General features: G+C 36.7%; 15 protein-coding genes and 1 riboswitch. Of the genes, 1 reads left to right on the forward strand and 14 read right to left on the reverse strand.

Translation table 11 applies throughout. The features are described 5' to 3' along the window. Positions 1–6: 6 nt before the first annotated feature. The 7 genes from HMPREF9013_RS06665 to HMPREF9013_RS06695 all read right to left on the reverse strand — a co-directional run bounded on the left by HMPREF9013_RS06665 (position 7) and on the right by HMPREF9013_RS06695 (position 6,074). The gene (locus tag HMPREF9013_RS06665) at positions 7–1,389 is read right to left on the reverse strand and encodes a glycine--tRNA ligase (RefSeq protein WP_006627623.1); all 1,383 of its coding nucleotides are present in this window, start codon (positions 1,387–1,389) and stop codon (positions 7–9) included. 47 nt (positions 1,390–1,436) lie between these two features. Continuing rightward, the gene (recO, locus tag HMPREF9013_RS06670; RefSeq protein ID WP_006627624.1) at positions 1,437–2,171 is read right to left on the reverse strand and encodes a DNA repair protein RecO; all 735 of its coding nucleotides are present in this window, start codon (positions 2,169–2,171) and stop codon (positions 1,437–1,439) included. Continuing rightward, positions 2,164–3,117 carry a GTPase Era gene (gene era / locus HMPREF9013_RS06675; protein WP_050772097.1) on the reverse strand — a complete coding sequence of 318 codons (954 nt, stop codon included), beginning with the start codon at positions 3,115–3,117 and terminating at the stop codon, positions 2,164–2,166. Before era ends, recO begins: the two co-directional genes overlap by 8 nt. Further along, a complete protein-coding gene (gene cdd, locus HMPREF9013_RS06680) occupies positions 3,054–3,458 on the reverse strand; it encodes a cytidine deaminase (RefSeq protein ID WP_006627626.1) in 405 nt (134 codons plus the stop codon). The genes era and cdd overlap by 64 nt, the downstream gene beginning before the upstream one ends. Then, positions 3,455–3,898 (reverse strand): rRNA maturation RNase YbeY, encoded by a 444-nt coding sequence (gene ybeY, locus HMPREF9013_RS06685; protein WP_006627627.1) that lies wholly within the window; start codon positions 3,896–3,898, stop codon positions 3,455–3,457. The genes cdd and ybeY overlap by 4 nt, the downstream gene beginning before the upstream one ends. Before the next feature lie 65 nt (positions 3,899–3,963). Beyond that, positions 3,964–4,977 (reverse strand): adenosine deaminase, encoded by a 1,014-nt coding sequence (add, locus tag HMPREF9013_RS06690; protein WP_006627628.1) that lies wholly within the window; start codon positions 4,975–4,977, stop codon positions 3,964–3,966. Positions 4,978–5,019: 42 nt separating this feature from the next. Then, positions 5,020–5,120: riboswitch (purine riboswitch) on the reverse strand. Positions 5,121–5,150: 30 nt separating this feature from the next. Continuing rightward, positions 5,151–6,074 carry a PhoH family protein gene (locus HMPREF9013_RS06695; protein WP_006627629.1) on the reverse strand — a complete coding sequence of 308 codons (924 nt, stop codon included), beginning with the start codon at positions 6,072–6,074 and terminating at the stop codon, positions 5,151–5,153. Between the two features lie 36 nt (positions 6,075–6,110). On the opposite strand from HMPREF9013_RS06695, the gene HMPREF9013_RS06700 reads away from it, so the two are divergent. Continuing rightward, positions 6,111–6,872 carry an MmcQ/YjbR family DNA-binding protein gene (locus HMPREF9013_RS06700; protein WP_006627630.1) on the forward strand — a complete coding sequence of 254 codons (762 nt, stop codon included), beginning with the start codon at positions 6,111–6,113 and terminating at the stop codon, positions 6,870–6,872. 68 nt (positions 6,873–6,940) lie between these two features. Here the strand turns inward: HMPREF9013_RS06700 and rpsU are convergent, their stop codons facing one another. From rpsU to ftsZ, 7 genes are all read right to left on the reverse strand, one after another. Then, positions 6,941–7,123: a 30S ribosomal protein S21 gene (gene rpsU, locus HMPREF9013_RS06705; RefSeq protein WP_006627631.1), complete on the reverse strand. Its 183-nt coding sequence runs from the start codon at positions 7,121–7,123 to the stop codon at positions 6,941–6,943. A 128-nt stretch (positions 7,124–7,251) separates the two neighbouring features. Next, positions 7,252–7,734, reverse strand: coding sequence for a hypothetical protein (locus tag HMPREF9013_RS06710; protein ID WP_006627632.1), 483 nt, complete (start codon positions 7,732–7,734; stop codon positions 7,252–7,254). Between the two features lie 167 nt (positions 7,735–7,901). After that, on the reverse strand, positions 7,902–8,543 hold the full coding sequence (gene deoC / locus HMPREF9013_RS06715) for a deoxyribose-phosphate aldolase (RefSeq protein WP_006627633.1): 642 nt from the start codon (positions 8,541–8,543) through the stop codon (positions 7,902–7,904). After that, entirely contained in the window at positions 8,521–9,999 is a 1,479-nt protein-coding gene (locus tag HMPREF9013_RS06720) for a UDP-N-acetylmuramoyl-L-alanyl-D-glutamate--2,6-diaminopimelate ligase (protein WP_006627634.1), read from the reverse strand. Before HMPREF9013_RS06720 ends, deoC begins: the two co-directional genes overlap by 23 nt. Before the next feature lie 2 nt (positions 10,000–10,001). Then, a complete protein-coding gene (locus HMPREF9013_RS06725; RefSeq protein ID WP_006627635.1) occupies positions 10,002–10,709 on the reverse strand; it encodes an RsmE family RNA methyltransferase in 708 nt (235 codons plus the stop codon). Between the two features lie 16 nt (positions 10,710–10,725). Then, entirely contained in the window at positions 10,726–11,991 is a 1,266-nt protein-coding gene (locus HMPREF9013_RS06730; protein WP_006627636.1) for an HlyC/CorC family transporter, read from the reverse strand. Positions 11,992–12,131: 140 nt separating this feature from the next. Continuing rightward, the gene (gene ftsZ / locus HMPREF9013_RS06735) at positions 12,132–13,184 is read right to left on the reverse strand and encodes a cell division protein FtsZ (RefSeq protein ID WP_006627637.1); all 1,053 of its coding nucleotides are present in this window, start codon (positions 13,182–13,184) and stop codon (positions 12,132–12,134) included. Positions 13,185–13,200 lie beyond the last annotated feature (16 nt).

Below are 13,200 nucleotides of genomic sequence, written 5' to 3' on the forward strand. Positions count from 1 at the left end.
AACTCCTTAAAATTCAATTTCTTTTTGAACCTTTTGTAAAGCTTCCTCAACGCTCATTCTTTCCTGAGCCATAGAATCACGATAACGAAGTGTCACCATATTATTTTCTAAACTTTCATCATCAATAGTAATGCAGAATGGAGTCCCAATTTCATCTTGGCGACGATAACGTTTACCAATTGAGCCTGATCCATCACTTTGAACCGCAAAATGTTTTGCGAACAAGTGACGAACTTCTTCTGCCTTTTCACCATGAAGCTTAGCTCGTAATGGTAAGACAGCCACTTTAACAGGAGCCAACACCGGAGAAAAACGCATGACCACACGTGTATCACCATTTTCCAATTCTTCTTCATCGTAAGCATCAGTAAAGAACATGAAAAACAAACGTTCCACTCCAACAGCCGGTTCAATCACGTATGGCAAATATTTTTCATTAGTGATTGGATCTAAGTAAGTCAAATCCTTACCAGAGGCCTTTTCATGTTGACCTAAATCATAATTGGTCCGATTGGCAATACCCCAAAGTTCACCCCACCCCCAAGGAAATTGATACTCAATATCAGTGGTCGCTTTGGAATAGAAAGACAACTCTTCTTTAGCATGATCACGGAACCGTAAATTTTCAGCATGACCCCCTAAAGAAAGAATCCAATCCATACAAAAATGACGCCAATAAGAAAACCATTGATCATCCTCACCAGGCTTCACAAAATATTCCATTTCCATCTGCTCAAACTCACGAGTACGGAAAATAAAGTTACCCGGTGTGATTTCATTACGGAAAGATTTACCGATTTGTCCAATCCCAAAAGGAAGTTTTTTACGATATGCTCTTTGAATGTTCTTAAATTGCACAAACATTCCTTGCGCTGTTTCCGGTCGCAAATAAATGGTATTCTTAGAATCTTCTAAGATCCCTTGGAAAGTTTTAAACATCAAATTAAATTGACGAATAGGAGTAAAGTCATGGCTACCACATTCAGGGCAGGCCATCTGATGTTCTCTAATGTAGTTTTCCATCTCTTCATTCGACCAACCCTCCGGACTCACTTCTCCATTTGTGGCTTCTTCAATCAAATGATCCGCTCTATGCCTTGTCTTACAGTTTTTGCAATCCATTAAAGGATCGGAAAATCCGCTTAAATGTCCAGAAGCTTGCCACACCTTTGGATTCATCAGAATAGCAGCTTGCAATTCTACATTATTCGCATCTTCTTGAATGAATTTCTTTTGCCAAGCTCGTTTAATAGCATCTTTTAATAGCACTCCATTCGGCCCGAAATCCCAAGTATTGCTTAATCCACCATAAATTTCCGAACCTTGGAAAACAAAACCGGTTTCTTTGGCATGAGCCACAATCAAATCAAAACTTTTTTCTCTTTTCATCCTTCAATTTTCCTTCTAATATGCCTTTTGATTGTACCATATTCTACTTACATAAATAAATGTTCATAAAAATCAAAGGACTTTAAAGACAAACCGGCATGTTGTCTAAACAGATCCAAAGCAAAATGAATCTCTTGATGACCAAAATCAATCTTATTTTTCAATAAATCATAATGTTCTAATCGAGCCTTAAAAGCCATCCGTAATGTTTTTAACTGATTGACTTTCATCATCGGATTTCTCAACTCTTGAGCATGATCAGCACAAAGAAATCCTCCCTCTTTCGAACTAAAAGATACCACTTCTTGCTTACCACAATGAACACAAGCATCCATGTTCGGTTCAAAACCAAATTCTTGTAATAAAGTACTTAAACTTAATACAAAAATCATGTTCGCTTTCTCATTACTTTCCCATAAATCAAAGCTTTTTTCTATCAATATATAAAGATTAGAAGTATCTTCATTTAAAACAACCAATCGATCCACAATATCAACCAATACACTGGCCATAGATGAAATCTGTAGATCACTATACACATGACGATAAAAGCATAAAGGCTTCGCTCTTTTTAATACCTGAAGTTCTTTCCCTTCCCGATGGTCATATTCCACTTCCACTTTTGTGAACAGTTGTAAAGCTGCCGCATTCTTAGAATTGATGTTTCGGATTCCCTTTGCTATAAAACTAATTTTCCCTTCTTTTGTCAGAAGAGAAACAATGACCGCTTTCTCTTGATAAGGGACTTCTTTTAAAACAAAACCAACTGTCTGATCATTCATCACGATTCGCCCCGGCATAACCCATTTGAGAAATACGTGCATCCTTAGAACGCCATTCCTCTTCCACTCGAACAAACAATTCCAAAAACACTCTTTTACCTAATAAAATTTCCATATCCTCTCGAGCCAAAGACCCAATTTTCTTTAACATGGATCCCTCTTTACCAATTAAAATCGGTTTTTGTGACGGCCGATCCACCAAAATAGTTGCCTGAATATAACAGGCATTCTTTTTGACTTCCCGATTTTCGATGTATACAGCACAAGCGTGAGGAACTTCATCTTCTGTTTTGCGAAGAATCTTTTCTCGAATCATTTCCGCTAAGCGAAAATCCAAAGCATTATCACTAATGAGATCACAAGGATATAAATAACCTCCTTCTGGCAAATAGTTCAAAGTAGTCTTAATCAAATCCTCTAATTTTAAATGGAACTTAGCCGATAAGGGAAAATACTCCGCAAACGGATACCGTTTTGCCCACTCTTCTAATAGAGCGATCACTTTCTTTTTGGACAACCGATCCACTTTATTCAAAATTAAAAAGACCGGTTTTTTTAAATTTGAAATATGTTCTAAAACAAAAGCATCTCCTTTTGCGAAAGGAACACTTGCATCCACGACCAAATATAATATATCCACGTCTTGGATAACAGAGTATACTTCTTTATTCATCCGAACACCAAGACGATCCAAAGGCTTATGAATCCCTGGCGTATCCGTAAAAATGATTTGTCCATCTTCACGACTTAAAATGCCACGAATCTCTGAACGAGTGGTTTGGCTTTTTTCTGAAACAATCGCTACTTTCTCACCCACCAAAGCATTGATCAACGTGCTTTTACCGGCATTAGGACGACCCGCTATACCAACAAAACCACTTCTCACCGAATCACATCCTCTTTGTTGAAGTGATAAGGAAGTAGCTTTTGTATATTGGTATCCCATTCATCTCCATTGCCGTTAGATAAATAAATCGGCGTATCTAAATTCAATAATTCACTCAATACTTGTCGACAAATCCCACAAGGAGCCGCCACCCTTGGGCCATCGCAAACAATAGCAATCGCTAGAAAATCTTCTTTTTGATAGCCTTCTGAAATAGCCGCAAACACTGCTGAACGTTCACCACAATTAGTAGCTCCAAAGCTGGCATTTTCAATATTGACGCCATGAAAAACACGACCATCTCGGCACTGTAAAGCACTCGCTACATGGTAATTGGAATAAGGTGCATAAGAGTTCTTAAGCACTGATAAAGCCTCTTGTATCAATTCTTCTCTGGTCATTTTCGATCCGCTATCCCTTCTAATAGTTGATTTTGTAATGCAATCATTTTCTTTTCCTCTTTTGGATTCCTATGGTCATAGCCTAAACAATGCAATAAACCATGCGCAAACAAGAAACAAAATTCTCTTTTTTCCGAATGACCATATTCCTTAGCTTGACGAACAGCATAATCAACATTGATAAATAAATCTCCTAAATCATGTGTCTCTATTTCTTCCCCTCCATCTTGAATCGCAAAAGATATCACATCGGTTGGACGATCAATCCCTCGATAATCTCGATTGATTCGGTGTATCGTACGAGATCGAACAAAAGTAACAGAGATTTCTTTCTTTTCATCTAATTGTAAAACTGCTTCCGCTTTCTTTCCAATTTTCCGATAAATACTTTCATATTTTTTAGCTGGAAAATTAGTTCGATAATAAAAAGTAATTTCCATTTCAACTACCTCTTTTTTTTCTTATTATATCGTTATTTAAGTAAATAAAAAAGGACTTGTGTCCTTTAGTGTTCCTGCACATAAGCTTCAATTTCAGCTAAGTATTTCTCTTTTTCTTCTATCGTTAGCCAAGAAGCCAAGAAACTATTTTTAGCAAATTGAACCATATCTTCTTTGCTTAATTTTTCCTTTTCACAAGTCGCGACATAATTGTCAGCAATATAACCGGAAAAGTAAGCCGGATCATCCGAATTCAAAGTAACCCATAAACCTTGGCGCATCAAAGAAACCATTTCCTTTGTCTTCATATCATCCTTACGCACAAAACCATTGGATAGTGGGCAACAAGTGAAGCCAATCTGATGTTCTTTGGCCAATTGAACCAAGTTTGGATCCTCTACGATATTAGTACCATGATCAATACGTTCTACTCCCATGATTTTCAAACAATCTTCAATATGATGGATAGAATCCAATTGATCAATATCACAATGGATGGTGATATGATAGCCGTCCTTTTTAGCCAAATCAAAGACTTCTTTGAACTTTAAAGGTGGATTATCTCGTTCATCCGAATCCAGTCCGAAACCGACGATCCATTTCTGATAATCTTGAGCTAAACGATAGTGCTCCATTGCACTTTCAGCACTTAAATCTCTCAAAAAGCAACAAATTAATTTCGAATCCACGCCAAATGTTCTCGCTTCTTCTTGAGCTTGATGATACCCTTTCATAAAGGTTCCAAACTCAACACCACGTGAAGTATGTGCTTGTGGATCAAAGAACATTTCAACATAACGAACTCCTTGTTCCTTAGCTTTCCTTAAATATGCAATCGCTAATTCATAGAAATCCGATTCATCCTGTAATACATTCATGGCTGGATAATATACCGCCAGAAAAGAAGTTAAATCATTAAAATGATAGGAATTTTTGACTTCTTCAATGGATTTTTGACCAATATCCACCTTGTTTTTTTGCGCTAAAGCCAACTTTAAATCGGGCTCAAGGGTTCCTTCTAAATGAAGATGTAATTCTGCTTTTGGTAAACCGAATAAAAAATTTTTAGAAACTGACATGGTTTCCTCCTTCTAAAATGAAATTAATCTTTGGCAAAAAGAGAAAACTATGTTTTCGCTTAATTGTCGGATCATTAGGTGACCCGGTAGAAACTACCCAACCAAATTATGGGTATTAAACCAGCGATTAATTTACTTTATCATCATACTAGAATTCAATCAAAAAAAGAAGCTTATTGTTCATAAGCTTCAATAATTTTTTGAACTAAAGGATGACGCACCACATCTCTTCCATCCATGACCACAATAGCAATATCCTGCACATGGGCTAAACGATGTTGAACATCTAACAATCCGGACATGACCTGATCCTTTAAATCCACTTGTGAAATATCTCCTGCAATAATCATTTTCGAGTGAAATCCCAATCGAGTTAAGAACATTTTCATTTGGGCACTAGAAGTGTTTTGAGCTTCATCTAAAATAATATACGCATTTTCTAAAGTTCTTCCTCGCATATAAGCTAAAGGAGCTACTTCTATAATTCCTTTTTCCATCAGTCTTTCCGTTTGTTCTGAACCTAACATGGCATGTAAAGCATCATATAAAGGAGTTAAATACGGATCAACCTTCTCTTTTAAATCCCCCGGCAAAAAGCCAAGACTTTCCCCGGCTTCTACTGCCGGTCTTGTTAAAACAATCCGATCAACTTCTCGATTTTTTAAAGCTGTTACTGCCTTTACAACCGCTAAAAAGGTTTTTCCCGTTCCTGCTGGACCAATAGCTACCACAATGGTGTTATTTTCCATAGCCTTCGCAAAATGATATTGTCCTAAAGTCTTTGGATTGATTCTCTTACCTGAAGAAGTCCGACCAATCTGAATCTGATCCACTAAACCCAACCCTGCCTTTTGACTATTTTGAATTAAAAATTGCACTTCTGATAAACTTAAAGAATGGTTGATTCGCACAAAACGTACCAACTCTTCCAAGATAGAAAATGCTTCCTCCTTTCCGTCAATAATAAAATGATGATCGCGTAAAATAATCAAGCTTTGAAAAGCAGATTCAATCTCTTTCAAGTATTGATCTTGTGGTCCAACCAAAATTTGTAAATCTTGTGTACTTAACTCTCTTAAATCAATTGTCTTATTCATACAACATTATTGTACCATAGGTATTATAATATTCTTATGAAAAATATCCGTTATTTCATTATTAAACAAGCCGAAAAGAAATTTCATATCCACGCAGAACATCCTTTTCGAAGAATTCCAGAAGCTCAAGTTCTTCGTATTCCAAATAAAAAGAATTGGTTTGCACTATTTATGAAAATTCCCAAAAGAAAACTTGGCATAAATGAAGAGGGATTGGTGGATATTGTAAATTTGAAAAGTGACGAATTTATTTCGGGAACTTTGAGAAGAAATCCCGGTTATTTTCCAGCTTATCATATGAAAAAATCAAATTGGGTGTCTATTCTTTTGGATGGGACAGTTTTGAGTAACGATATTTTAGAGCTATTAGAAATCAGCTATGACCGTTGTGCTCATCCAATTCAAAATAGACCGTTTAAAGATCAAACTTGGATCATTCCTTCCAATCCAAAATACTATGATATTCATCAAGAAATTGAAAACAGCCCTGACCATAGTCTTCTTTGGCATCAATATCCCAATTTCCATAAGGGAGATACTGTCTTTATTTATGAAACAGCTCCCAGTCAAAAGATCATTTATGAAGGCTATATAAGTGAAGAAAAGATTCCTTGTTCTGATACAAACGAACCTTTTTCTTCCAAACAAAATATGCTCATTAAAATTCTATTCGACGATCGTTCTCAAGAGTTCACTTTATCTATGATGAAAGAATATGGGGTAGGCCCTATTCGTGGACCTCGTCATTTACCGGAAGAATTGGTTCAAGATTTGAGAGCTTCTAGAAAAAATCATTAGACCATTTTAAATGTTAGTTCCAAAATGTACCTTATATATAAAAAAGAAGTCTTTCGACTCCTCTGAAATTACTTGTTGCGCTTCCTAGCCTTCTTCGCAGCTTCAATCTTAAGCTTACGCTTAATACCCGGCTTAACGTAATATTCTCTCTTACGAGCTTCTGCGAGGGTTCCATTGCGGGAGACCTGGCGCTTAAAACGACGTAAAGCATCATCAAGGTTTTCGTTTTCTTTTAATACGACTCTTGCCATTCAACAACCCTCCTTTCAACTTAGCTTTATGATTATATCCTAAATAATGATACTTGACAATAGAAGTTTTCTTTTTTTAACGATTCATCCAAAACATCTTTTCTGCCAATTTCTCAACAAATATGATATTAGTATAATTTTGATATAATCGCTCCTACAAAATGACCTAATGGTGAAGAAATAAGTTCTGAAATTTTATGGATACACTCTGATTTTTCAAGTCTTAAAACCTCATCCCCCATTCTTGTACAATCATATGCATTAGCACCAAAGTGATTAGGTAGACCATTTTCACAAATCAATTTAGCCTCCAGAAGTTCCTTCAATAATGACTTGAACTGTTCTTGATATACTCCTAATTTTAGACTATCTATATATTTATATTCACTGATGGCCTTTAGTAACACATAGCGCCTATCCGCCGAATTTTTCAATTTATAACCACGTAAATTAAATGGATATCTCGTCCCATTCAAAATTAGAAATTCCCCATTCTTATAGTCTAATCCGGGGATTTTATCAATATTTTTTCGAACTGTACTTAATTTTACACCCGCCATAGCCAGAAATTCATCCATACTAACCATATTATTTTTTGATAATTCACTCATGTATTTCCTCCTGCATATGAATGATTTATTGACAAAAATCAGCTTTCAACCTTGGTGAATTCTCTAAAAGCAGAAAAATCATTCAATGACTTTCTTCTATATTATGACATGAACTTCAACAAAAAAATTCATAAACCCTACGTTATGAATTTTTTATTTCCAACTATTTATTCTTCCATCAATTTCACACCAGAAGAAGTTCCAATGCGTTGGGCACCTGCTTCAATCATAGCGTAAAGATCATCCTTAGATCGCACTCCACCAGCTGCTTTTACCTGAATGGCATCTCCGGCCACCGCTTTTAGAATCTTCACATCTTCTACCGTTGCTCCATGAGTTGAAAATCCGGTACTCGTCTTCACAAAATCAGCTCCACCTAAAATGACATCTTGGGTAGCTCTTTTCTTTTCCTCATCTGTCAATAAACAAGTTTCAATGATCACCTTCAAAAGATGATTACCACACGCTTCCTTAACAGCTTTGATTTCATCAATCACATATTGATCATGACCATCTTTCAATTGACCAATATTCATGACCATATCAATTTCATCCGCTCCCATTTCTAAAGCATTTTTTGTTTCAAAAACTTTGGTAGCGCAAGTCATAGCTCCTAAAGGAAAACCAATCACACAAGCTGATAATACGTCCGAACCCTTTAAAGCTTCTTTCACAGTAGGAATCCAACTGGGATTTACCATACAAGTCATGAAATTGTATTTTTTAGCTTCTTCACATAGTTGAAGAATTTGTGCCTTTGTGGCATCCGGTTTTAAAAGTGTATGATCAATATATTTGTTCAAATTCATAGTCCTCTCCTTCCTTGATCAAAACGTATTTCTTCAATACTTCTTTTACAATTATAACATCTCCTTGGTAAGAACAACGTCCAATATCTCTTTCCATGAATTTCTGATTACCCTTTCCAAGAACTAAGACCGTATCTTCCGGATCCGCCAGTTCCAATGCTTGGCGAATAGCATCATAGCGATCCGAAATAATCAAGTATGGTGTTTTATCAATACCTTTTGCGATTTCTTCTGCAATCTCTCTAGGGCTTTCATTACGTGGATCCTCTTCTGTTAAAATAATCATATCGCAATACTGATCCATCAAATTTCCCACTTTCTGTCGCTTGATTTTATCCCTTTTACCAACTGAACCATTGACTACAATAATTCGACAATTTTTAGGCGTAATTGAAGTAGCATATTCCAATACCCTAGATAGCCCATCTACCGTATGTGCTATATCGACTAAAACATTGAAATTTTGCCCTTCTTGAATCATTTGCATGTGACCTTCCATCTGTGTTAAAAATTTTACTCTTTCCTGAATGAGTTCCATCTTTACGCCGGATTCATGTAAAGCCACAATAGCGGCCGTCAAATTCATTAAATTAAACCGAGAAACCAAATTTGTTTCTATATCATATTCTTGATCATAAACTTTCAAGCAGAAACTGGTTCCATCTTTTTTCAAACGATATTGTCGAATCGAATACATCGCTTCTTCACTCATTCCATAAGTCACCACACGTGCTTCACTATCTTCAACCATCTTCAAGCCATAGGGATCATCTATATTAGTAATAGCACAAGCTTTTTCATCTAAATCATCAAAAAATTTTTTCTTAGCTTCGAAATAATTCTGCATAGTTCCATGAAAATCTAAGTGATTATGATCCAAATTTGTAAAAATAGCGTAATCAAAATGAACAGATTGTACTCTTTTTTGTTCTACACCAACGGAACTGACTTCTAATGTGGCCGCTTTCATACCGGCATCAACCATTTCTTTTAGAATGGAATGCAAATCAATGATGTTAGGCGTCGTTAATAACGGTTGTAACTTCACAGTCCCATAGGTGATGGAGTCGCTTCCAATATTTCCAGTCGCTTTGTCGGGATTTAAAACTTCTTGAATGATTTTAGCAATAGATTCCTTTCCATTTGTCCCAGTGACTCCAAACATTTGAAGATGATAAGATGCCTCGGCATAAAATAAATCAGCAATCACATTAAGCGTATCGACCACATCATTAACACGGAAATATAGAATCCCTTCTTCATAATGGACTAATTCTTCACTATGCACCACTGCAATCGCTCCATTTTCAATCGCATCTTGAACAAATTGATGCCCATCAAAGCGCATCCCCTTGACACAAAAGAACAGACTGTTCGGTTTTTTCTTACGAGAATCATCGTTGATGGATTGAATCTCAATTTCTGGAGCTTGTTTAAATAATTGATTCAGTAACATCTCTATATCTCCTTCATCGCTACCACTGATACTGCAAAAATAGCAGCCGTTTCAGCTCTTAATATACGATTTCCTAAACTAATCGAACGAAACCCCATTTTTTCTAATTTCACTATTTCTTCACTACTAAATCCACCTTCCGGTCCAATGACAATGGTGGTATTTTTTTTAGTTTTCAGATCAAAGAACGTGTGTTCTTGATGTTTCGTTTCATTAGCAACTACATTATCTTCGCTTTGGTAATTCTTTAAATCATCAAGATGAACCACCTCCAACACCTCTGGAATATAGTTTCGCTTGCACTGTTGACTGGCCTCCAAAACAATTTGGCCATATCGTTTTTTCATTTTCATCTCTTTTTCTTTTTGAACTTTAACAATCGTTCTTGAACTGGTAAATGGCACAATTTTTTTCACTCCCAATTCCGTTGCTTTTTGCAGAACCCATTCAAATTTTTCTTTTCGGATCAAAGCCATGCAAAGAGTGATTTCTTGTTCTAATTCATTGACAAAAAGATCCTCTTTCTCTACAAAACATTGAAATTGACCATCTATCACAGTTGCGATTGCGAAAAATGCTTTCCCATCATAAACCAATCGCAACACTTCATGATCTAAATGAAGCACATGATGAGCATGGTGTTCTTGTTCCTTTAATAAAGTATACGTTTGACCAACTATCGGTTTTGTTTGACAAAAATATTGATGCATTTCTTAAAAAAGAGGATCACTCCTCTTCCTCCTGTTCTTTTTCCTCAACACGAATACGAACTTCATTCACCTTACGGTTATCAGCCTTCGTGATTTGAACAAATAAATTTTCAAATTGGAAGGACTCCCCCACTTCAGGAATATGTCCTAATTGAGCAATAGCCCAACCGGAAACAGAGTTGTAATCATCTTCTTCCTCTTCCTTGACTTCAATATCAAAACGTTCGAATAAATCATCGACTTCCGCTTCTCCCTTGACCAAATATTCATTATCAGAAATTTTGGTGTAAAATTCTTCAACGACATCATGTTCATCCCAAATTTCACCAACCAATTCTTCGACAATATCTTCTAATGTAATCAAGCCATCCGTTCCACCCCATTCGTCTAAAACAACCGCCATATGGAGCTTTTCTCTTTGTAAAATCTGCATTAATTCGTAAATATGTGTATTCGGACTGGTATTAATCACTTTTGTAATGATAGAATGCAAGTCATTCTTTTTATGATATAAAAGATCATAAAAATCTTTTTCATGAATCACTCCTATAATATGATCAATGGTTTCTTCATAAACCGGTAAACGGCTATAAGAATTGATACGGAAAGTTTCCTCAATTTCTTTCAAATCTTCATTCACATCCACCGCCACAATATCCACACGTGGTGTGAAAACATCTTTTACTTCTAAATCACGAAACTCAATCGCTGCTGAAATCAAGGAAGATTCATGTTCTTGAAGATCCCCTTCTTTTTCTGCCTCATCCACCATGGTAATAAGATCGTCTGTAATATCCCCATCATCTTCTTCAATAGGAATTAGTTTACTCATTAGCCATTTCCAACCCGATAATAACCATGTCAGAGGGAAAAGAAGAAAGACCATCACCTGTACAAAACCGACCATGGCACAACTAAACCGCTCCGGAATCATTTTAGCAATTGATTTAGGCGTCATCTCTCCAAAAAGCAAAACCACAATGGTCATCACAATAGTGGAAATCGTTGGTCCATTGGCTTGGAAGTAACGAGTAAATAATACTGTACCAATCGTAGCCGAAGCAATATTGACCACATTATTTCCAATTAAAATGGTTGTCAAAAAACGATCAAAATGATCCAATATTTTTAAAACTTTCTTAGCACTTTCATTCCCATCGTTTGCCATGGAACGCAAACGAATTTTACTAGCAGAACTAAAACTTGTTTCTACAGCCGAAAAAACACCTGACAAAAGGATTAAGACTATTAAGGTCAATAAATAGGCAGAGTTGGAAGTCATCACACATACTTCCTTTCAAGTAAAATAAATATAGGTATTTCAAGATCCTCCAAAATAGACACATCCTTTCATTGATGCTATTGATTATAGCATAGTTTTAAAAAATTAAAAAAACCACTATTTCTAGTGGTCAACTCACATTAACGAAAGAAAGTAGGAATATTCTCATCTTCATCCACATGGATACCAAAGTCACCGGTAGTAGATTCCACACCGATTTGAGGAGCATACTCTTCCTTATTTTCCGACTCATGACCAGGTAAATCAAATCCGGTTGCAATCACTGAAACAATGATGGCATCGCCCAATTTATCATTAATAGCCACCCCAAAAATAGTATCAATTTCAGTTCCGGCCGCCCCTTCAATAGTCTCAACCGCTTGACTGGCTTCCTGCAAAGTCACCCCAGATCCGCCTGTCACGTTAATAATGGCGTTCTTAGCTCCTTGAATTTGAGCTTCCAATAATGGGGATTGAATAGCACGCAAAGCCGCTTCTTCAGCCTTGTTATCGCCTTCAGCCATGCCAATTCCAAATAAAGCCGTACCCTGTCCTTCCATAACAGACTTAATATCCGCAAAGTCCAAATTCACCATCGCTTGAACCGCAATCAAATCAGTAATCGTTTGAACTCCTTGGCGCAAGATATTATCCGCTTCTCTAAAGGCTTGATCAAATGGGACAGAACCCAAAACATCTAACACCTTATTATTCGATATAATAATTAAAGAATCCACATATTCCCTCAAATTAGTAATACCCTGATTGGCTTGATTGGAACGTTTCTTACCCTCAAATCTAAATGGGGTTGTGACAACACCGATAGTCAAACAGCCTAATTCCTTAGCTACTTTTGCAAACAATGGAGAAGCTCCGGTTCCGGTTCCTCCACCCATGCCGGCGGTAATGAAGACCATGTCTGCCCCTTCCATAGCTTGACGAATTTCTTCTTCACTTTCATCAGCAGCTCGACGACCATTATCCGGATTGCCACCAGCGCCTAATCCTTCTTTACCTAATTGCAATTTATTCGCAACTGGGGACATATCCATTGCTTGTAAATCAGTGTTAGCGATATAGAATTCAACGCCCTTAACACCATCTTGAACCATGCGATTTACTGCATTTCCGCCAGCACCGCCAACACCGAAGACTTTAATCTTCGCTACCTGATTGTAAGTTAATTCTGCCATAACGACTCCTCTTTAC

Source organism: Bulleidia extructa W1219, from assembly GCF_000177375.1.
Classification (GTDB): Bacteria; Bacillota_I; Bacilli_A; order Erysipelotrichales; family Erysipelotrichaceae; genus Bulleidia; species Bulleidia extructa.